Genomic DNA, 21,754 nt, shown 5'->3' on the forward strand with positions numbered 1-21,754 from the left:
AACGAAAGCGTCACAGCACACGCAGCCGTCGAAAAGGCACAAACCCTACGTACGATGGCAACCATCCGTTTCCGGAGATCCCAGCCCCACCCGCCAGCGGGCCGGAGGCGGCATGATCACGTGTTTCTCGCGTCGCCGCGGGCCCGAGTCCCGGAGCCGCCCTGATGGAGGCCGCAGTCGGAACGACCGCCGCCGCGGTTGCCGTGGAACCGTCCGGTGACCGCCCGGCGGAGCGGTTCAGCCCGCTTGGAATCCTGCGCCAGGCACCCGGCCACATCTGGCTGATCACCGCCGCGTTCGCCTGCCTGCTCGCCTCCTGGTCGATACTGGTGCCCCACTACCACGCGCCGGACGAACCGAACCAGGTCGACGCCGTCATGCGGCTCGTCCAGGGCGACGGCTGGCCGCACCCGGGCGACGCCGTGGTGACACCGGACGGGGTCGGTGCCATCAGAGCGTCACCGTTCGGCAGCCGGACCAGCCCCTACGAGCTCACCGTCGCGCCGATCCCGGCGCACGACGCGCCCCCGGACTCCCAGCGGCCGGCCTGGCGGGATCTCGCCGCCCCGGGGCAGCCGTCCGGTTACATCCAGCAGATGGTGCAACACCCACCGCTGTACTACCTGCTGGAAGCGATGATCCTCAAAGTGCTCCCGGGCAGCGGCGACGCCCTGCGCTGGGACGTGACCATCGGTCTGCTGCGGATGAGCAACGTCCTGATGGTGGCGCCGCTGCCGCTGCTGGCCCACGCCGCCACCAGACGCCTGTGCCCCCAGCCGGTCGCCGCGACCGTTGCCGCGCTGGTCCCCTGCGCCGTGCCGCAACTGGTCCACATCGGCTCCAGCGTCAGCAACGACAACCTGCTGATCGGCCTCGGCGGRCTGGTCACGGTGGCCGTCGTCCATGTGCTGCGCGGGGACACCTCGGCGCGGACCGCCTGCTGGATCGGGCTGCTCACCGGTCTCGCGCTGTTGACGAAGTTCTTCGCGGTCGTGCTGATACCGATGATCGCCGCGGCGTACGTCTGTGCCCGGTTGCGCGGCGCGCGCTCGCTGTGGCGACCCGCCGTGCTCTGCGGCGGGCTCGGGATCGCCGCCGGCGGCTGGTGGTGGCTGGTCAACGTCCTCCGCTGGCACACCGTCCAGCCGCGCACACCGGGGTTCCCGCCCGGTGAGTACGTCGGACGGGACTGGAGCGTCTACTGGTCGTGGATGTCCGAACGGCTGGCGACCCGCTGGTGGGGTTCCATCGGCTGGTACGAAGCCGACCTCTCCCCGGTGCTGGTGCTCGTCGCCTCGCTCCTGCTCGGCGGCCTGCTCGGCTGGGGCCTCCTACGTGCCCGCGGCCGGGCACAGCGGATGGACCTGTTGTTCATGCTGTGGCCGACGGTCGGCCTGCTCGTGATCGTCGGCGGGCAGGCCGCCGCCCACCTCGTCCGCACCGGGCACATGACCGGGGTCTCCGGACGGTACCTGTTCACCGGCTTCGTCGGGGTCGCGGTCCTCGCCGGCGCCGGAGCCGCCGCGCTGGCCGCGGCGCTGCGGCCACGCCCGGCCCGCTGGCTGCCGCTCGCTGTGTTCGCCGCCGCGGTCGGCATCCAGCTGGACGCGGCATGGCTCGTCCTCGGCCACTTCTGGCGGCCCGCCGGGGGCGGGCCGGTCGCGGCCCTGCGCGCCATGGCCGCCTGGTCGCCGTGGCCGGCGGCCGGCATCGCGGTCGTTTTCGGGTCGGCTCTGGCCCTCGCCATCCTGACCGCCATAAGCCTCGCGCGAAACACCCGGGCCGCCAGGCCCACAACGCCGGCCCCATGACGCGGACGCACCACAGCCACCCGCACGGAGCATGATCCAGAATAGTTTGTCATTTTGTACGCCAGCAGGAACAAAAAGTGTACAAAACGACAAAGATTCGGCGATCTTTCTCGGCGCTGGTGGCCGTGGACCGCGCCGGCCGCGGAGCGGATCACGGCCTGGGGTACCGGCGGGGTGCGGGGAGGTCAGCGGCGGGCGTGCAGGGCTCCGCGTACCGCACGCGCCGTACGTACCGCCCGCGCGCCGCGGTGACCGCCCAGCCGGACCTTGAGCGCCGCGTTCGCCACCCGGGCCGCGTGCACGAGCTTCGGTTCGTCGGCCAGGGCTGCGCGTAGCTGCTGGGCGGTCGCGCGTTCCGCCTCCAGCGCGCGTTCGGCCTCGGCGGCCGCGTCGAGCAGCCGCAGTTCGGTCGTGGCACGGTCGGCCAGGGCCGCGTCCAGGCGGGCCCACTCCCGCTGCCGCCGGCGAGCGGCGTCGATCATCTCGTCCTGCAGCAGTAGCACGTGCAGGTAGAGGTCCAACCGATTGCGTTCCAGGCGGGTCAGCAGACTGTTACGCACCCACGGCCGCAGCAGCTCGTCGACCCGTTCGGCGTACGGGGCCCGGTCGTCCACCACGATACCCAGGCCGAAGATCGGCGCGGCCACGAACAGGCGCAGTTCCGGACGGGTGGCGAGGAAGTCCTCGACCGCCGTGCGGACGCCGTTGCCCGCCCCGCCCTCCGACCGGGCCCACGCGAACGCCCCCTCACCCCGCAGCCCGCCGGCGACCACACCGGTGCTGTCGAGGCGGACCCCGAGCTCCCACGAGTACGGCTGCCGCTCAGGCTCCGGGATGCGCTCGGGCGTGTAGTAGGAGTCCCGCCGGGCGTTCGGCCAGCCCACGTCATGCATGATCAGCAACGGGAGGTAGGGACGGCCGGTGGCCCGGGCCGCGTCGGCGATCGTCTCCAGCTCGCTGGTCACCGTCGCGTAGTTGTGATCGCCGTCGATCAGGTAGGCGTCCGCGGGAGCGAGCCCGACCAGGGCCTGCGGGCTGTAACCGCGCACCACGTCGACCTCGAGCCCGTCTCCGGGCTCGGGCGCCACGCCCGGATCCGGGTCGATGACCACCAGTTTCCCGCCGCCACGCCCGCGCAGCAGGTCGACGAGCAGGGACGTGGTGGCGCCGCTCTCCGAGCCGATCTCGGCGACGCTGCGGATGTCGGCGGCCCTCAGCAGCGGCACCCAGATCTCCCGCAGCTCCGCGAGGGAGTGCAGCAGCAGCGGCTGCAACGTCCTGTTGGGGGCCGACTCGACCGCGTACGTGTCAGGCTCATCGGCCCCGCCCAAGACGTCCTCCTCGCGATCGTCGACGCCTTCACGTTCAGTGACAACGCCGCCAGGAGCGACGGCAGCCGGCATGCTCCCCGACACGCGGGCGGTGACCACGCCGCCGCTCTCCCGATCGCCGCGCGTCCCCCGATCGTCACCGGTCTCCTGGTTGTCCTGTGCCTCCTGATTGTCCTGTGCCTCCTGGTCGCCGTGGGCGGCAGCGGCGCGGCTGGCGGACGGCACGCCGAACCACGGCGTACCCGGCCGCGCCCCGGCCATCCCATTCGATCCATCCGATCCATCCGATCCGGCGGCCCCGGCGGCCCCGGCGGGATCAGGATCCGGGACGGGGGTGCCCGCGTCGGCGTCCGCGGGCACCCGATTGCCGGGATCCGGCGCTGACAGGTTCGCCGCGGGATGCTCACCGGCGCTGCCACGCGGCCCACCGTCACCGGCGGAACCGCGCCACTCGGCCGGACGGCCCACAGCAAGATCGTTCACGCTGGCCCCACCCAGAGCTGTATCACTCACAGCGACCCCGTCCACATTGTCCGCAACGACCGCACCATCGCGATCGACCGATTCTCCCTCAGAGTCTTCTTTGGATGCTTCCAGCGACGCGCCCGGCAACCACGATCGCACCACCTCCGACCACGGCGCCTTTTCAGTGGCCTCCTTCGATGGCCGGCTTCAGGGGCATCCGGCTTCAGGGGCATCCGGCAGCTTCAACGGTCCCTGGAACCCTTCGGCGGCACAGGCAAAATACGATCATGCCGCCGGCGGCCCGAGAGCACAGGCTCAGAAACGCTCCTCGAGCTCACGCCGCAGCCGCTGGACGGCCCGGCGTGACAACGGCGCGCTCTGCTCGGTCGGGATCGCCAGCGGATCGGAACGGATCCCCAGCCACCCGAAGGCGAACTCGACGTCAATGGCGTAGGTGGCCGCCAGATGTGCCTGCGCCACCGGGTCGAGCACGTAGATGAGCTGCGGGTCGTCACCGAGAATCTCGATCAGGTTCGGCTGGAGGACCCGCGCCCCGAGCAGGTGCAGCCGCGCCTCGTCCAGGACCGAAGTGATCGTCACCTCGTGGGGCTCGGTGACGTTGTTGAGGTGGAAGGACAGCTTCAGCCAGTCCAGCCGCAGCAGGCCGCGCCGGCCGGCCGGGTCGATGCGCACCCGGCGGACGCCGACCCCGTCGATGCGCAGGCGCACCAGCGACAGCCCGTCCCGCCCGGAGCGGGTGACCGCGGACTCCTTCGGGCCGGCGGCGAAGTCCGCCCCGGCGTCGACGTAGACCTCGACCGGTCCGGCGGCGGCCTCCGGGGAGACCTCCAGCGCCGAGATCCCGGCGCCCGCGGCCAGCCCGCTGACGACCGCCAGCGGCCGGTTCGCCACCGCCGCCACCCCCGCCGGCCAGTAGAGCTCCTGCATCGGGATCTTCTCAAGATCGGCCGAGGTCAGGTACGGCATCCTGCGCAGCAGATCGGCGGGCAGCAGCCCTTCGGAGGACTCGGAGCCGAAGTTGTCGTCGTGCGACCACATCCCGAACGCGAACGCCTCCTGCGGGATCGGCCGGGTCACGAACCGGGTGAGGGTGCGCAGGGCAGCCAGCCGCGCCCCGTCCGACACCAGAGACGGCATCGGTGTCTCGCTGCGGTGGTAACGCAGCCATTCCCGCTGGTAGGCGAGTACCCCGTCCTGGACGGCGGCCCGCTGCGCGACCTGCGTCCGGGAGGTGTGGTCGGCGGCGAGCACGGGGGTGAGATCCTCGTCGAAGCCGATCAGCGAGCCGATGTCGGGCATGCAGAGCTGCTCGAGCACCTCAGGGCTGCGCATCACCGGGGCGAACAGCGCCTCCGGTTCGCCGCCGGAGGCGACATAGCCCTCCAGCCGCAGCCCGGACAGGCGGTGCACGTTGGCGCCGGCGTTGGTCGCCAGGTACAGGCCGACGATCTCCACTTCGCGGCCGGAGGCCACCAGCAGCTGGTGCAGCAGGCCCTGGATGGTGCCGCCCCAGCCCAGGTCGACGATGACGATCCGGTCCGCGTCGCCGAGCTGGGCGTCGAGATAGCGCAGGTAGCGCTCCCGCAGCTGGCTCGCGGTCGTCACGATCTCGCCGCGGACCCGCTCGTCGTTGCACAGCGCCCGCAGGGTCTCCTCGAGCAGGCCCGGGACGTCCAGCCGCCGGCCGGCAAGCGCCGAGAGGCCGGCGACCTCCTCCACGCCCACCCCGAGCTGGCGCAGCAGCTGCCCGACGCTGGGGGCGTGCCGCCGGGTCAGGAAGCCGCGCAGCTCCTCCGGGCTGCCCTCGAAGACGTTGGCCAGCGCGCACACCTGCCGGGACGCCCACAGCGGGGACGTGGTGATCCCGCGGTCGTGCCCGGGCTCCGCCAGCGCCCGGGCGAGGAACACCCCCTCGCGCATGAGGCAGTGGATCCGGTCGACCCCGTAGGCCGCGGCCCGTTCGACGGCCCACTCGGCGAATCCGGTGAACACCGGGCCGAACACGGTCGCGCCGGTCTCCCAGTGACGGCGCAGGCCCGGTGGGACGGCGGCGGCGTCGGCGCGGTGCAGGGTCCGGGCCCGGATCGCGGTCACCCCGTGGTCGCCGTGCACCGGGTCGACGGGCGTGTCGGAGGTGGGCCGGGAACGCAGCCCCTCCAGGTCCAGCGTCGTCTCCAGCCCGCTGGTGTACTTGGGGTAGTGGACGGCGAGAATCCCGTGCTCACGGGCGCCCTCGACGTCGGCGACCGGGTTGTCACCCAGGTGGATGACCCGGGACGCCGCGACCCCGGCCTGCGCGAGCACGTGGGCGAACAGGCCGTTGCTCTTGTTCACCCCGGCGTCGCTGGAGGTGAGCACCTGGGTGAACCTGATGCCGGCGAGCTCCGGGCGCCGCAGCAGCCGGCGCAGCTGGTCCGGCGAGAAGTAGGTGTCGGAGACCAGGTGGACGGGCCGGCCGAGCTTGGTGATGGTCAGCTCGGCCAGTTCGGCAACGGCCAGGTCGGCCCGGCAGATGTCCCGTTCGAGAGCGACCTCCATGGCGACGAGGTCGTCGATGCTGCCGCTGCCGGGCAGCGCCGCCGCCAGCACCGACCAGATCTCGTCCAGCCGGGCCTCCGGCGTGCCGCGCCCGGCCTGGCTGCGCTCGCGGGCTCTGGTCTCGGCGTGCACCCGCAGCTGGGCGAACTGCGCGGGCGACAGCGACGGCGGCAGCAGCCCGGCGGCGGCCAGCCGGTGCCCGAGCAGCAGGAAGGCGTGGGTCGGTTCGGGCACGAGCCGCAGCAGCAACGTGTCGAACACGTCCAACGTCAGCACCTCGGCCCCGCCGGACTCCAGATGGGACCAGACCTCACGGATCCGGACGTCGGTGAACACGGGCGTCCTCCACAGACGGGGGCACCGTGGCCACCGCCGACAGGCCGGCTGGTATCCGGGTCAGACTGGACAGTGACCGGCCGGAGCTGAATGAACGGCCCGATACTATGAATCGGCCCGGTGGCCGCAGTCACCGGAGTACCAGGTCCGGCCGCCGGAGCGCCAGGCCGGCCACGTATCGTCTCGGCGCGGTGTCCGCCGGTCAGTGCGATCCGGTGTTCCCGGTAGCGTCGGGCCCGTTTCCCACTTGGCGCGGCTCACGGAAGGTTGTCGGTGTCGAACCTGACTGATGAGCGGTCCGCACCGGCGGCCACGCCGGCGGCGCGGCGACGGATCCACGACGACGGGCGGGGCCCGGATTCCCGCCGGCTCGCCCGTCGCAGCCGAGCCCAGACCCGGGTGCGCTGGGAGCTGCTGCGCAATCTGATCCGCAAGGATCTCAAGGTCAAGTACAAGGGGTCGACCCTCGGGTTCGCCTGGTCGCTGGCGAACCCGCTGCTGCTGCTCGCCGTGTACACCCTGGTGTTCCAGGTCATCATGAACGCCGGGGTGCCCCGTTTCGGCGTCTACCTGATGTCCGGCCTGCTGATCTGGAACGCGTTCTCCGCCAGCGTGTCCGCGGCCAGCGGCAGTGTGGTCTTCAACGCGAACCTCGTGAAGAAGGTCCGTTTCCCGCTGCCGGTGCTGCCGCTTTCCRCCGTGGGATTCGCCATCGTCCACTTCGTCCTGCAGCTCGCCGTGCTCTTCGCGGTGGTCGCGGCGCTCGGTTACAGCTTCGTCGGCTTCCAGCTGTTGCTGCTGGTGCCGGCGTTCGCGGTAGCGATGATCTTCACGATGGGCCTGGCCATGCTCGTGTCGGCGCTCAACGTCCGATACCGCGACACCGAGCACCTGCTGGAGGTGGCGCTGCTCGCGTGGTTCTGGCTCAACCCGATCGTGTATCCGGTCGGGCTGATCCGTAAACTTCTGCACGAGTGGACGTGGATCTATTTCCTGAATCCGATGGCGACGGTCGTCGCGACCTTCCAGCGGGCAATCTACAAAGGGCCGACCGTCAACCCCGCGAACGGGCAGGGCATCCTGGCCGACCCCGGATACTTCTTCTACCTCGAACATCTTGCTGTCGCGGGCGCGATGTCGCTGGGCCTGCTCTGGCTGGGAACACACGTGTTCCGCCGCATGCAGGCCGACTTCGCCGAGGATCTCTAGAACCCGGCTGAAGTGGCCACGACAACCGTCATGATCGTGTCCGCGGAGGCAGTGAGGAAGGTTTGACAGRCGTGCCAGCGCAGCAGTCACCAGCCGGCCCGACCGTGACCGGCGAGGCCTTGGACGCCTCGGACGCCTCGGACGCGGACGTTTCGGACGCGGCGATCACCCCGGCCCCCGCACCCGCGACGGGTCCGGCGGGCCCAGCGCCCGTAGCGGGCCCGGCGGACGGGGCGGACGGGGCAGGCCCGGTGGACGTGACAGGCCGGACGGACGCGGTGGGCGAGGCGTCCACGGCGGCTCAGGGATCCCCGCCGGTTACCCCAGTGGTGATCCGGGCGACCGGTGTGAGCAAGAAGTTCATTTCCTACCACCGGCGGGCAACCAGCCTCAAGGAGCTGTTCGTCCGCCGCGGGCAGGCCAGCGGGGACGACTTCTGGGCGCTGCGCGACATCGACGTGGAGATCGGCAACGGCCAGACGGTGGGGCTCGCCGGGGCGAACGGCTCCGGCAAGTCCACGCTGCTGAAGGTGCTGGCCGGCATCCTGCGCCCGACCCACGGCGAGGTGTCGGTCAGCGGGCGGATCGCCTCCCTGCTGGAGCTCGGCGCCGGCTTCAACGGCGAACTGACCGGCCGGGACAACGTCTACCTCAACGCGTCCCTGCTCGGCCTGTCCCGTCGCGAGATCGACCGGATGTTCGACTCGATCGTCGACTTCGCCGAGCTCCCTCACAAGATCGACGACGAGGTCAAGCACTACTCGTCCGGCCAGTACGTCCGGCTCGGGTTCGCCGTGGCCGTCCACGTCGACCCGGACGTCCTGCTGGTGGACGAGGTGTTGGCGGTCGGGGACGAGGCCTTCCAGAAGAAGTGCCTGGCGAAGATCGAGGAGTTCCGGCGGCAGGGGCGCACGATCCTGTTCGTCACGCACTCCCTGGACCTGGTCGAGAGCATCTGCGACCGGGTCCTGGTCCTGGAGTCCGGTTCGATGATCTTCGACGGCGCGCCGGAGATCGGCACCCGGCTGCTGCGGCAGCGCCTGGGCAGCCTGCCCTCGGACGGCTCCGTGCCCTACGACGTCGCCGCCGTCCAGCCCGTCATGGCGACCTTCGCCAGGGACCCTGGGGGGCCGCCCCAGGTCCAGTTCGACCCGGGTGAGAAACTGACTGTCTCCCTGACCCTCGACCTCACCCGGGACGCGCCGGAACGGATCTACCTACACGTCTACGTTCTCGGCCAGCACGATCTGCCGATCTGGCTGATGGAGACGCCCGTCGGCGGCATACCGAGCAGACCCGGACTCCTCACCGTGGACTTCACCGTGCCGAAAATCCCCGAGCTGCTGGGCGCGTTCGCGATCAGCGTGCACGTCTCCGACGCCGCCACCGGCGTCCCGATCACCAAACGGCGCTTCGACGACCTGTTCGGGATCAGCGGCCCGCAGGCCGGCGGCCTGCTCAAAGTCGACTACGAGGCGAGGGCCCGCGGATGAGCGACTCGACCACCCCCGACCCGGCCCCCGAGGCTCCCGGCCTGACCGCCACACCCGCCAAGCCGACTGACGCGGCCACCGAGGCGGCCCCCGACCTGACCACCGCGGCCACCGGCCCGACCACCGTGCCCGCCGGCACAGCCGTCGAGCCGACCGCCGTGGCCGGGGAGCCGAACGTCGAGTCGGCCGCCGAACCGCTGGTGACCGTCGTCATCGTCAACTGGAACGGCGCGCACCTGCTCCCGGCCTGCCTGGACGGGCTGGCCAAACAGGTCACCGGCTTCGCCTTCGAGACGTGGGTGGTCGACAACGCGTCGGCGGACTCCTCCCGCGCCCTGCTGGCCGAGCGCTACCCGTGGGTCCAGGTGGTGCCCTCCGAGACCAACCTCGGCTTCGCCGGCGGCAACAACCTCGCGCTACGCGCGGTCACCACCCCGTACGCCGCCCTGCTCAACAACGACGCGGTGCCCGAGCCGGACTGGCTGGCCAACCTGCTGGCGCCGTTCGACGCCCCCGGCGGCGACCGGCTCGGCGCGGTCACCGGCAAGGTCGTCTTCCTCCCCCGCTTCCTGCGGCTGCGGCTGTCGACGCCGACCTTCACCCCCGGCCCGCACGACCCGCGCCAGCTCGGCGTCCGGGTGTCGTCGGTGACCGTCGACGGCCGGGAGACGCTGCGGGAGGTGCTGTGGGAGAAACTGACCTTCGGCGCCGAGGGCGGCCCGGACGCGCCGTTCTTCTGGACCCGCGGTGACGGCGAACTGTGCGTCCCGGTCCCGGAAGGGGGCCCGGTCACACTCGGTTTCACCTGGGCCGGCCAGGCAGCCAAACCGGTCACGCTGAGCTGGGACGGCGGGTCGGTCACCCTGGACGCCGGCGCCGAACCGTCCACGGTGGAGTTCACCGTCCCGGGCGACGTGGCACGCGTCGACGTGATCAACAATGTCGGCGGGATCGTGCTGCGCGACGGGTACGGCGCCGACCGCGGCTATCAGCAGATCGACACCGGCCAGTTCGCCCGCCCCGAGGAGGTTTTCACCGCCTGCGGCAACGGCATGGCGATCCGCACCCGGCTCGGGCACGAACTCGGCTGGTTCGACGACGATTTCTTCCTCTACTACGAGGACACCGACCTGTCCTGGCGGATCCGTGCCCGCGGCTACACGATCCGCTACATACCGGACGCGGCGCTGCGGCACGTCCACTCGGCGTCCAGTGTCGAATGGTCACCGCTGTTCGTCTTCCACACCGACCGTAACCGGCTGCTGATGCTCACCAAGGACGCGAGCGCCCGGATCGCGGTGGCTGCGGTGGCCCGCTACCCGCTGACGACCGCGTCGATCGCGCTGCGGACGCTGCGCCAGGCATGGACGGCGCGCAGCCGCCCCCCGCTGCGCCCGACCTGGCTGCGACTGACGGTCATCGCCTCCTACCTGCGGCTGCTGCCGGCCATGCTGGCCCGCCGGCGGGCGATCTCGCGGACCGCCTCGACCCGCCGTCACGAGCTGGAGAACTGGCTGGTGCGACGATGACGACCGGGCCGACGACCGGGCCGACAACCAGCTCGGCGACCGGGCCGGCGCGGACACGCGCCCCGCTGGCGGTGGCCGGGCCGGCCGGCGGCGTCCGGGCCGCCGTCTACAACAGGTTCTGGCATTCCATGGGCGGCGGGGAACGCCACAACGGCATGATCGCTAAGGTGCTCGCGGCCGAAGGCGCCGAGGTCGACCTGCTGGGGCATTCGGCGGTCGACCTGGACGCGCTCGGCGCCCACCTCGGGCTCGACCTGTCCGGCTGCCGGTACCGCCTGCTGCCCGACCGGGGCGACGACGCCGTCGCCGAGATCAGCGCCGAGTACGACCTGTTCGTCAACGGCTCGTACATGAGCCGGCTGATCCCCCGCTCGAAGCACGCGGCGTACCTGTGCTTCTTTCCGACACCGGCCGATCATGACGCGGCCGCGTGGCGCCGGGCCGCGATCCGCGCCGGCAGCCCGTTCCTGCGGGGCGTACGTCCGGCGGTCGGGTACGGGACAGGCTGGTATCCGCCCGAGGGCGGCCGCCGCCGGCAGTGGGTCTGGTCGAACGGCGCGGGGATCCTCTCGGTCTCCCCCGGCGGCGAACGGGTGCTGCACGCCGACGTCGGCCGGCCAGGGGCGCCCGGGACGGTACGGCTGCGCGTCCTCGACGCGACCGGGCAGGCCCTCGCTGACATCGAGGTCGGCGCCGTGTTCACGCCGATCTCCGTGCCGCTGCCCGCCTCGTCCACCGGGACCGAACTGATCCTGGTCAGCGAGACGTTCACCCCCGCGGCGACAGGCGCTCCGGGCACACCTGACGTACCTGGCATCTCAGATACACCTGATAGATCAGACGCGCCGAATGACACATCAGACGCGGCGAGCCCGCCGAACGGGACGAGCCCGCCGGACGGAACGAGCCAGGCGGACGGGACGGGACGGCCCGCGGGCGGCGCGGCGGCATCCCGGGACATTCGCCAGCTCGGGGTGGCGCTCAGCCGGCCACGGGTGACCGACCGGCGCGAAGGTGTCCGGGCCCGGGTGGCGCTGCGTTTCCCCTGGCTGCTCACGGACCCGCGTGACCTCGGCTACCTCGACGCCTACGACGTGGTCATGGCGAACTCGGCCTACACCCGGGACTGGATCCGCCGGCTGTGGCGCACCGACGCCGACCTGCTCTACCCGCCGATCCAGGTGGCGCGCCTGGCCCCGGCGCGGGAGCGGGAGCCGTCGGTGCTGAGCGTGGGGCGACTGTTCGCCCCCGGCCTGGGGCACGCCAAGCGGCAGCTGGAGATGGTGCGCTGGTTCGGTGAGCTGTGCCGTTCGGGCGCGCTGCCCGACTGGCGGATGCACGTCGTCGGCGGCTGTGAGGACTCCCAGCTCCCCTACCTGGAGCAGATCCGGGACGCGGCCCGCGGCCTGCCGGTGGAGATCCACCCGAACGCCCCGCGGCACGAGGTGGAACGGCTGCTGTCCACCTGCTCGGTGTTCTGGTCCGCGACCGGCTACGGGGAGGATGTCGAGCGCCGGCCGTGGACGGCCGAGCACTTCGGGATGACCACGGTCGAGGCGATGGCCGGCGGATGCGTCCCCGTGGTGATCGACAGCGCCGGCCAGCGCGAGATCGTCCGGCACGGGCTCGACGGCTTCCGCTGGACCTCCCCCCAGCAGCTCGCCTCGTTCACCCGGCGCCTGGCCACCGAGGACGGGATGCGCCGGCGGCTCGCGGCAAGCGCGATCGCCCGCGCCCAGGAGTACTCGGACACGGCGTTCGCCACCCGCTGGCGCGACACAGCCACCCGCCACCACCTCTACAGCAAGTCGCGGCAGGCGGAGAGCAATCACTTTCAGTGATTGCTCTCCGCTCAACAGAAAACAAACAAGACAGGCAACGTCGAACAACGTCGTCACGATCCAAGGACGTCGAGCCCTGGAATGGCTCACCATGGAGAACCGTTTGATCACCTTTGGCGATCATGCTCCACCAGAATGAGCAGCACCGGGAGTACTGACCACCGAGAGACACCGACCAGCAGGACCGTTCACGCCGGCTGCCGAAAGCTACCGGCAGCATGGCCTGCCGGCCCACGGCCCGGCGGGTGGTGTCGCCGGGCAACTGTGGTACTCACGGACGTACGCATGGAGAGGAGCGAGGTCGATGCGGGTCATCCTGGACGGAACGCCCCTGCTCGGCCCGCGTACCGGAGTGGGCCACTACACCGGCCATCTGCTTGCCGAACTACCGTTACTGCCCGGCCTGGACGTGGCCGCGACCGCGTTCACCTGGCGTGGGCTCGAGGAGTTCGCCCCGGCCCTGCCACCGGGCGTACGGCCGGCCGCACGCCGGATCCCGGCCCGACTCGTACACGAGGCATGGGCGCGCACCGACGCGCCGAAACTGGAATGGCTGGCCGGCGCGGCCGACGTGGTGCACGCCACGAACTTCGTCCTGCCGCCGCTGCGCCGCGCCCGCGGTGTGCTGACCATCCACGATCTCGCCTATCTCAAGCTCACGAGCACCGTCTCCACGGCGTCCGCCCGCTACCGGGAACTGGTCCCGCGCGGCCTGCGCCGCGCCGCCGCCGTCGTCACCCCGAGCGCTGCGATCGCCTCCGAGATCGTCGACACCTACCGGCTGGATCCGGCGACGGTGACCGTGACCCCGCTCGGTGTGGACGCGGCCTGGTTCGACGCGTCCCCGCCGTCCGCGCGCTGGCTCGCCGCCCGTGGCCTGCCCGAACGGTATCTGCTGTTCGTCGGCACCCTTGAGCCGCGCAAGAACCTCCCGACCCTGCTGGAGGCGGTCCGAGGCCTGCACGCCGAGGTCGCCGACGCCCCGCCGTTGCTGCTCGTCGGGCCATCCGGCTGGGGGCCGCTGCCCGACCAGTCGAGGCTGCCGACCGGGGCGGTCATCACCACCGGCTACCTGCCGACGAACCAGCTCCGCCGGCTGGTCGCCGGAGCCGTCGCCCTGTGCTTCCCCTCGTTCTACGAAGGGTTCGGCCTGCCACCGCTGGAGGCGCTGGCGGCCGGGACCCAGGTGGTCGCCTCCGACATCCCCGCCGTCCGGGAGGTCGTCGGCCCGCTGGCCGGCAAAGGGGTACGGCTCGTCCCACCGATGGACGCCGAGGCCTTCACCGACGCGCTGATCGGCGTACTCAAGGAGATCCCCGACCCGGCCCCGGGCCGCTCCCACGCCCGAACGTTCACCTGGCGCCGCACCGCCGAACAAACCGCCGCCGTCTACGCCTCCCTCACCTGATCCACCCCGCCCCGTAGGTGGATAACGTTCACCTGGCGCCGCACCGCCGAACACACCGCCGCCGTCCACGCGCCTCCCTCACCTGATCCACCCCACCCTGTAGGTGGATTCCGTCGTCACAGCAGCGGTCTCGACCTACAACAGCGGAAGCCGTAGGTGAAAAGCGCTGTGGTAGTAGCGGTTCCCACCTGCCCTTCGACCAGAGGCCGTGCCCGAAGCGGAACTCCAGGGCACCCACGGATGCACACAACCGAGCAGCGCACAGCACGGCCACAGTCAAACGACAGCACCTTGATTGCCGCCCGTAACCTCCGACACGCCGAAGAACCAGGGAGATTGCGAAAAACATCAACATCCCGCCAACCTGTACAAACGCTATTGATCGGGAATTTTGGCGCAGTTATCTCCAGACCCCTCCGGAGATTGAGCGAAGATCTTGCATCGCCGCAGTTCAGCGGGAATGAAAACTGTGGCAGGGTCCCCGCACGGGAAAAATCCGAGCCGGATTGCAACTCTTCTCGTAGGTGAGGGCGATGCACTGCTGTGCGGTCCCCGCGCAGGCAAAAGAGGCAGGACCCGGGAGCGCTGGAACGATGTTGGTTTCTGATCCGTGGTTCGGGAGTGTGGGCTGCCATCCCGCCTGGACGAGCCGGGCCGGCGGGCCAACATCAAAAAATGGGGTTGTTTTTCGGTGGCTCCCGCGCCTCGTGGGCTGGGGTGGCCGTTGTTCGTTCTGACTAAAGTCAGCGAACATGGACGAGGTCACCGGCGTCATACGGCGTTTCAACCGCGGCTACATCCAGTGGATCGGCGCTCTGGAGGACCCGTTCCTCGGGACGGGCCTGCCGCTGGGGGCCGCGCGCCTGCTGACCGAAATCGGCGCTGAACCGGCCACGTCCCAGGCGCTGCGCGTCCGCCTCGGGCTGGGCTCCGGGTATCTGAGCAGGCTGCTGCGACGGCTGGAAAAAGAGGGACTGATCGAGGTCACGCCGGACCCGGTGGACCAGCGACACCGACGTGTCGGCCTGAGCGACAAGGGCCGACGGCGCCGGGCCGAGCTGGAGGAACACTCCGAGGATCAGGCACGTCGCCTCGTCGACCCGCTCTCCGCGCGGCAGCGGGCCCGGCTGGCCGCCGCCCTGGCCGAGGCCGACCTGCTGGTACGCGCGGCGACGGTGGAGTTCGAGGCCGTCGATCCGGCCTCCCCGGTCGCCCGGCAGGCCGTCGCCCGTTATTTCGCCGAGCTCGGCCGGCGCTTCGGCTACGACCCGGCGGGGCAGACGGACGATGACGCCTTCCTGCTGGCGCCGCCGGCCGGTGTCTTCCTCGTGGCAGTCGGCGACGGCGAGCCGGTGGCCTGCGGCGGCGTGCGGACCATCGACGACGGCGTCGGCGAGATCAAGCGCATGTGGGTCCATGACGCGTGGCGCGGAGCCGGCATCGGGTCACGCCTGCTGCGCCGCCTCGAGGACACCGCCCGGGCCCTCGGCCACCACACCGCCCGGCTCGACACCAACGAGACTCTCGTCGAGGCCGTCGCGATGTACGGACGGGCGGGTTACCAGCCGGTGGGGCGTTACAACGACAACTCGTTCGCGACCCATTTCTTCGAGAAGCCGCTGACCCCGCCATATTGATCATCGGATCGACTGTTGTGGCCGCCCTGAAGCGGGCTGATGTGGCGGCAGCTTTCCCACCGCCGGCACTGCGTATCCGGCTGACGGGGGTGGGCAGGGGGTTCTCGTAGCCTCCAGGAGTGGTGGACGCAGTCGACGGGCCGGTGTCCGTCAGCCAGGATGCGGCCGGAGCGGAGCCGGCCCAGGCTGATCGGCGGCGGTCCGGCCTGGCGGACCGGGGTGGTGGACGGTGGCGCTTCGGCTCGGCAGGCCGGACCGGCGGCCGGCGATGGTCAGGCCCGGCGGCCCGGGGTGGTGGGCGGCGGTGGGCCGGCCTGGCGGGGCAGGGCGCTGGCCGGTGGCGGGACGGGGTCGCTGTCGCGGCGCTCGTCGGGCTGGACGTGGTGGTGGTCGCCGCGCTGTGGCCGACGCTGGTGCGTCCGCTCTGGTACGACGAGGCGTGGCGGGCGTACCACCTCAGCGTCGGCGCGGGCTGGTTCGAGGCCCTGCGGACGGCGAACGCCCCGCTTTCGGGGGGCTGGTTCGCGGTCGAGAAGCTGGCGGTCGCCCTCGGCGGCAACACCGAGCTCGTCCTGCGGGTGCCCCAGATCGTCGCGTTGGTCGCGCTGTCGCTGGTCACCTACCTGCTGGGCCGGTGGTGGCTGTCGCGGCCGGCGGCCACGGTGGTCGCCGAGCTGCTCACGGTCAACGGCGGGCTGCTCGTCTACGGGATGCAGCTGAAGTCGTACCTGCCTGAGGCCGCCTGCACGGCGGCCGTCCTGCACCTGTGGCTGTGCGCGCGCCGCCGCGCCGAGGCGGGCCGGCGCCCGTGGCCGGCACAGGCGGGTATGGCGCTGTGCGCGGTCATGACCGTCACCTCGCTGTTCGTCCTGGCTCCGCTGCTGTTACTGGACGTCGTGGACGCTGCCCGGGCCTGGTGGGCGCACCGTCCACAGCGGGCCCTGAGCACCACGATCGAAACGGATGCCGCGGCGCCGGAGACGGCCCGCCCGCGGCAGGGCTCGCAGCAGCGCACCTGGCGGAGCCCGGGGCGGCGTCCGATACTGGCGGGGCTGGTCGGGTCCGTGCTGGTGGGCGGCTGCGGGCTTGCTCACCTTGTGCTGTTCGTCCTGCCGCAGAGCTATCTGACCACGAATCCGTACTGGCGGGACTTCTTCCTCACCCGGGACAATGCCGCCGGCCGGTTACGGACGGCTCTGTGGGAGCTTCCCCGCAACACGTTCACGGCGGCGATGACCAGGCCGGACGCCCAGTTCGGTTCGCCGTTCACAGGCTCGCCGCTGCTCGCCGATCCGGATCACCGGCTGCACGTGTGCGTGATCGTCGGGGCGTTGTTGTGCTGGGCGGTCGGCCTGGTCGTGGCGGTGCGGGGCAGGGCGGGCCGGGCGTTGCTGGTCGCGCTCGGCGGGGCGCTGGCGCTGATCGCGTTCGCCTCGGCGGCGGGACTATGGCCGGTTGGGTTCGTCCGAGCGAACCTGTTCCTGCTGCCATTACTGTACGTGCTCGCCGGCATCGGTGGGTCGGCGTTGCTCCGGTCCGCGCTGCCCCGGCCAACACGGGCTCGGCCAGCCCCGCTCCAGGGGGCCGAACCCGGGCCGAACCGGTCACGGCTGAGCCGGTCACGGCTGAGCCGAGCCAGGCTGTGCCGGCTGTGGCTGGTGCCGTACCAGCCGGAACCGAGTCAGCGGGAGTTGAGCCGGTTGGGGATGGACTGCCTCGGGTCGAGCCGGTTGTGGGCGGGGCCGGGCGGGCTCGGGCCTGGTCGTGTGATCGCTGTGTTGCTCGCGGTCGCGGTTGTGTTGTTCGTCCTGGCGGCAGGGGCGGTCGGGGCCCAGCGGGGCAGGCAGATCCGGGCGAGCGCGGCCGGGCCGCTGCTGCTCGGCGACATGCGGGAGCTGGTCGCCGTCCAGCGGCGGACAGCCGGGCCGGGTGACATCCAGATCGTGATCCCCGGACGCTGGGACGAACGGCAGTGGTACAAGGCCCAGCAGTACTACGCGCGCTACTACGGCGGCTACCCGACAACGACCGGCCATCCGGCAACARCCAGCCACCCGTCACCGGATGGCCACTCGACGACGGCCGGCCATCCGGTGACGGGCACGTTCGGCCCGCCGGTCGCCGAAGCGGACACGCTGATCCTGCCCCCGCTGGGCTGGGACGCCTCGATCCCGCCGTTCCTCGCCGGGCGTCCGCGGGCCGGCACGCTGTATCTGGTCACCTACAACCTGGTGTTCCCGGACGCCGTCCGCAGCCTGCACGCCCTGCTCGGCGGGCTCGGCTGGTGCCCGGACGAGCCGACCAGGCGGTCCTGGCCGCTGACCGGCGAGATCACCGCGTTCACCCGCTGCCCGCCCGCGACACCTCCGTCTGCGTCGGGGGCGCCGCCCGCGCGGGCGGCGTCGGTGCCGGCGGCCGGGCCAGCGGCATGAGCGTCCGTGCCAGAGCCGCCCAGCCGAGTACCGCGGCGGCGCCGAGCAGGCCGATGACGGAGGCGAGATAGCGGTAGTCGAAGCCGGCGGTCAGCGCCGCGAGCACGAGCACGGACATCCCCGCTCCGGACGCCAGCCAGAACATCCGCCCCGGCCCGGCCGAACCGGCCCCGGCGGCAGCCGGCCTGGCACGGCCTCGTCGGGTGCTGGCGGCCGCCGCCGCGATGCCGGCGAGCAGGCCGGCGAGCAGGCCGGCTCCGACCGGGGGCATGGGCAGGTAGCCCAGCCGGCTGTATGCCGCCAGCTTCCCGGCGAGCGGCCGGGAGATCCCGGTGAGGACGTAGTGGCCGTCGGCGGCATGCGGGTTCTGCGCGGGCAGGATGTTGGTCAGCTCCGTGGGCAGCTCCCAGGTCACCGCCCGCGAGGTCCGCGCGTTCTCGTGCTGGACGGGCGAGAAGTAGCCGGCCAGATAGGCCACTGTGGTGGTGACCACCATCGTCGGCTGGGCCCGGACGACCTCGGCGGCGAACTGCCCGGCAAGTTCCTCACGCCCGGCGGGGATGCCGTCGTTGCCCTGGCGCAACGGCGAGTCGTCGGGCCACAGGTACATGTCGGGCTGTGGGCGCCGCGCCACCGGCCGCGGGTCGCAGAGTGTCCGAAGGTCCTCCCGGGACAGGACGTCACAGTCGGCGAACGGCGCCACCCGCCCGTACAGGAAGAAGCCGGAGTGCGCCGAGACGGRGAAGGCGCCCCCGTTCGCCGCGCTCCACGTCGAGTAGCCGATGATCGGCACAGCGGCGGCGAGCACGAACGCGGCCAGCCGCGCCAGCCCCCCGCCAGCACGGACAGCACGGACAGCACGGACAGCACGGACAGCACGGACAGCACGGACAGCACGGACAGCACGGACAGCACTATTTTGACTGCTTTTAGCACCATAATCAGCACTTTCAGTACCGATTACAACACGATAAGTGCCATCGGTACCGTCAGCCGTACCACCGCCCTCGGTGCCGCTGACACCACTGCCGCTGGCGCCGCTGATGCGCCGGCCACCGGCACCGACCGAGCTCGCGTTCCATGATTCTTGCGAGTTGAGTGCTGTTCCAACAGCATCAGAATCACAACGATCATGGCGTTGTCGAGCAAGCCGGCGAAAGCGGGGGGAAAAGCAGGAGAAGCGGTGCGGGTAGGCGGCTGCCGGGTCGGGGCCGACGTCAGCGCCGCCGGGGTCGGCATCACCGCCGGCGCCACCGCGGCCGCTGACACCGCGACTGCTGACATCGCTGTCGGTGTCGGTGCGCTGGATGCGGGTTCGGGCGGTCATGGCGAGCAGTGCGACAGCACCCATGGCGAGCGGGCCATAACCGACGGTGCGGATCGTCACGGCCGTCCCGAGCAGCAGCCCGGCGACGGCGCAGGCCCGTACGGCAGGCCGGCCGGGACGGGCAAGCATGATCACTCCGCCGGTGACCAGCGCTCCGAACAGGCTGTCCGCGAGGACGAACTGGCCGAGGTCGAGTACCCACGGTGACAGCAGCGCCGGCGCGGCAACACAGGCTGCGATCCAGGCGGTACGCACGGTATGGAGTGCGACGGCGTACAGGCCCACGCCGGCCAGGAACGTCAGCAGATGCTGGACGATCACCAGCCTGGTGAGGTGGGCGTGGCCGTCGATGAGCAGCAGGAACATCGGGTAGCCGGACGGCCGCCAGTCCCCCGGCCACAGCCCGTTCCACGCCTGGTCGAGGTAGGCGGCCGAGTCCCCGAGATACATGATCGCGGGTGGGTAGGCGACGATGACCAGCACGCGCAGGAGGGCGCCGGCCGCCGCGATCCCGACGAAGACGGCGTGCCGCCGCGCTCCGGCTCCCAGTGTCCGGCGGAAGCTCGCCCCCCGCTGAAAGCCCGCCCCCTGGCGAAAGCCCGCCGCCCGGCCAGCCAGCGACCGAACAGCCGACAGCCGGCCGAGCGTCACCCGGCCGCCCGCGAGCCGACCGGGTACTGGCCGGCCGCCCGGCGTCCGGACAGCCGCCGTCCGGTCACCGGGTGGCGGCACGGACGTCATTCCAGCGCCCAGAGCGTCAGTCCAGGGCGTCCGGGTCGAGCTTGGTGAACAGCGCCCCGGACCAGGTCAGGGCGCGGCCGGCCGGTACGGGCTGGCGCTCCCAGACGTCCAGGCTGATGCCGAGGGTGTCGGCCAGGCGTGCCGAGGTGAACGGCAGGAACGGCGCGAGCGCGGTCGTAATGCCGGAGATCGCCTGGATCGACACGGCCAGGGTGCGCCCGGCCCGCGCGGGGTCGGTCTTGACCGTCTTCCACGGCTCCTCGCGGTAGAGGTAGGCGTTGACCTCGGCGGAGATCTCCATCGCGGCCCGCAGCGCCGCCCGCAGCTCCACCCGCCCGATCAGCTCGCCCACCCGTACCAGGCCGGCGTCCACCGAGTCGATCAGTTTGGCGTGCGCGCCGTCGAGCTCCCCGGCCTCGGGTACGCGCCCGTCGAAACGCTTGCCGATCTGGGCCATCACCCGGTTGACCAGGTTGCCCCAGTTCGCGATCAGCTCGTCGTTGATCCGCCGGATGATGTCCGCGTCGGTGATCTCGGTGTCGTTCTGCTCCGGCAGCACCGTCGCGAGGGCGTAACGCAGCGCGTCCGGCTGGAGCCGGTCGAGGTACTCCCGGACGCCGCGCCCGATCCCGGCGGACTTCGACGCCTTCGCCCCACCGAACGTCACGTACTGGTTGGCCGGGACGTCCGTCGGCAGCTCGAGCCCGCCGTAGCCGATCAGCATCGCCGGCCAGATCACCGTGTGGAACGGGATGTTGTCCTTGCCGACGAAGTAGTAGCTGGCCGCGTCCGGGTTCTGCCACCACTGACGCCACGCGTCCGGGTCGCCGGACCGGGCCGCCCACTCCTTGCTCGCCGACAGATAGCCGATCACGGCCTCGAACCAGACGTAGATCCGCTTGCCCGGGCCGAGCTCGTCGGTGGGCAGTGGGACCCCCCAGTCCAGGTCACGGGTGATGGCCCGGTCGTGCAGACCGTCCTTGACGAACTGCAGGGACCAGTTCATGACGTGCCGGCGCCAGCCGGTGCGGGTCTCCAGCCAGGCCAGCAGGTCGTCGGCGAGCGCGGACAGCCGCAGGAAGAAGTGGGTGGTGGCCCGTTTCTCCGGGACCGCGCCGGTGAGCTTGCTGCGCGGGTCGAGCAGGATGTCCGGGTCGAGGGTGCGGCCGCAGTTCTCGCACTGGTCACCGCGGGCCTCGCCGTACGCGCAGAACGGGCAGGTCCCGACCACGTATCTGTCGGGCAGGAAGCGGCCGGCCTGCGGGTCGAAGAACTGGACGGTCTCCTCGGGCACGATGTAGCCGGCTTCCCGCAGCCGGACGAAGACGTCCTGCGCGACCTCGCGATGGTTGTCGGTCATCGTCGAGGTGAACAGGTCGAAACTGATCCCGATGTCGTCCCAGATGCGCAGGAACTCCGGGTGGTAACGGTTGACGATCTCAGCCGGCGACACCCCGTCGATGTCGGCACGCAYGGTGATCGGTGTGCCATGGGCGTCGCTGCCCGAGACCATCAGCACCTGGTTGCCGGCCAGCCGCTGGTAGCGGGCGAAGATGTCGGCCGGCAGATAGGCGCCGGCGATGTGCCCCAGGTGGGGCATACCGTTGGCGTACGGCCAGGCCACCGCGACCAGGA

At 71.3% G+C, this 21,754-nt stretch carries 12 protein-coding genes; 8 read left to right on the forward strand and 4 right to left on the reverse strand.

Features of this window, described 5'->3' with window-relative positions; all coding sequences use genetic code 11:
• Positions 1 to 164 precede the first annotated feature (164 nt).
• A complete protein-coding gene (locus BL254_RS12100; protein WP_052914447.1) occupies positions 165 to 1,811 on the forward strand; it encodes a hypothetical protein in 1,647 nt (548 codons plus the stop codon).
• A 185-nt stretch (positions 1,812 to 1,996) separates the two neighbouring features.
• Here the strand turns inward: BL254_RS12100 and BL254_RS12105 are convergent, their stop codons facing one another.
• Together BL254_RS12105 and BL254_RS12110 are read right to left on the reverse strand one after the other, a co-directional pair.
• A complete protein-coding gene (locus BL254_RS12105) occupies positions 1,997 to 3,655 on the reverse strand; it encodes a class I SAM-dependent methyltransferase (protein ID WP_235433393.1) in 1,659 nt (552 codons plus the stop codon).
• A gap of 267 nt (positions 3,656 to 3,922) precedes the next feature.
• Positions 3,923 to 6,502, reverse strand: a complete 2,580-nt coding sequence (locus BL254_RS12110) for a haloacid dehalogenase (protein ID WP_047222328.1) — start codon at positions 6,500 to 6,502, stop codon at positions 3,923 to 3,925.
• Between the two features lie 273 nt (positions 6,503 to 6,775).
• Here BL254_RS12110 and BL254_RS12115 point away from each other — a divergent pair, with 273 nt between their 5' ends.
• From BL254_RS12115 to BL254_RS27020, 7 genes are all read left to right on the forward strand, one after another.
• Entirely contained in the window at positions 6,776 to 7,711 is a 936-nt protein-coding gene (locus BL254_RS12115) for an ABC transporter permease (protein ID WP_083731016.1), read from the forward strand.
• Between the two features lie 71 nt (positions 7,712 to 7,782).
• Positions 7,783 to 9,204, forward strand: a complete 1,422-nt coding sequence (locus tag BL254_RS12120) for an ABC transporter ATP-binding protein (protein WP_139342282.1) — start codon at positions 7,783 to 7,785, stop codon at positions 9,202 to 9,204.
• Positions 9,201 to 10,733 carry a glycosyltransferase family 2 protein gene (locus tag BL254_RS12125; RefSeq protein ID WP_083731017.1) on the forward strand — a complete coding sequence of 511 codons (1,533 nt, stop codon included), beginning with the start codon at positions 9,201 to 9,203 and terminating at the stop codon, positions 10,731 to 10,733. The genes BL254_RS12120 and BL254_RS12125 overlap by 4 nt, the downstream gene beginning before the upstream one ends.
• Positions 10,730 to 12,574, forward strand: a complete 1,845-nt coding sequence (locus BL254_RS12130; RefSeq protein ID WP_076843340.1) for a glycosyltransferase — start codon at positions 10,730 to 10,732, stop codon at positions 12,572 to 12,574. The genes BL254_RS12125 and BL254_RS12130 overlap by 4 nt, the downstream gene beginning before the upstream one ends.
• 304 nt (positions 12,575 to 12,878) lie before the next feature.
• Complete coding sequence (locus tag BL254_RS12135; protein ID WP_076843341.1) at positions 12,879 to 13,982, forward strand: glycosyltransferase family 1 protein; 1,104 nt, start codon at positions 12,879 to 12,881, stop codon at positions 13,980 to 13,982.
• 752 nt (positions 13,983 to 14,734) lie between these two features.
• The gene (locus BL254_RS12140; RefSeq protein ID WP_076843342.1) at positions 14,735 to 15,619 is read left to right on the forward strand and encodes a helix-turn-helix domain-containing GNAT family N-acetyltransferase; all 885 of its coding nucleotides are present in this window, start codon (positions 14,735 to 14,737) and stop codon (positions 15,617 to 15,619) included.
• A gap of 122 nt (positions 15,620 to 15,741) precedes the next feature.
• Positions 15,742 to 18,051 (forward strand): hypothetical protein, encoded by a 2,310-nt coding sequence (locus tag BL254_RS27020; protein WP_217699271.1) that lies wholly within the window; start codon positions 15,742 to 15,744, stop codon positions 18,049 to 18,051.
• On the opposite strand, the gene BL254_RS28335 is transcribed toward BL254_RS27020, so the two are convergent.
• Both BL254_RS28335 and metG read right to left on the reverse strand, forming a co-directional pair.
• Complete coding sequence (locus BL254_RS28335) at positions 17,960 to 20,119, reverse strand: hypothetical protein (protein WP_254858038.1); 2,160 nt, start codon at positions 20,117 to 20,119, stop codon at positions 17,960 to 17,962. The genes BL254_RS27020 and BL254_RS28335 overlap by 92 nt on opposite strands.
• 16 nt (positions 20,120 to 20,135) lie before the next feature.
• Positions 20,136 to 21,743, reverse strand: coding sequence for a methionine--tRNA ligase (metG, locus tag BL254_RS12160; RefSeq protein ID WP_254858049.1), 1,608 nt, complete (start codon positions 21,741 to 21,743; stop codon positions 20,136 to 20,138).
• Positions 21,744 to 21,754: the final 11 nt, after the last annotated feature.

Source organism: Protofrankia sp. BMG5.30 (assembly GCF_001983005.1).
Classification (GTDB): domain Bacteria; phylum Actinomycetota; class Actinomycetes; order Frankiales; family Frankiaceae; genus Protofrankia; species Protofrankia coriariae.

What these genes read in the sequence shown, in the direction of transcription:
- BL254_RS12125 (WP_083731017.1), top strand. Translation starts at nt 9,201, where the DNA reads ATGAGCGACTCGACCACCCCCGACCCGGCCCCCGAGGCTCCCGGCCTG.
- BL254_RS12130 (WP_076843340.1), top strand. Translation starts at nt 10,730, where the DNA reads ATGACGACCGGGCCGACGACCGGGCCGACAACCAGCTCGGCGACCGGG.
- BL254_RS12135 (WP_076843341.1), top strand. Translation starts at nt 12,879, where the DNA reads ATGCGGGTCATCCTGGACGGAACGCCCCTGCTCGGCCCGCGTACCGGA.
- BL254_RS12140 (WP_076843342.1), top strand. Translation starts at nt 14,735, where the DNA reads ATGGACGAGGTCACCGGCGTCATACGGCGTTTCAACCGCGGCTACATC.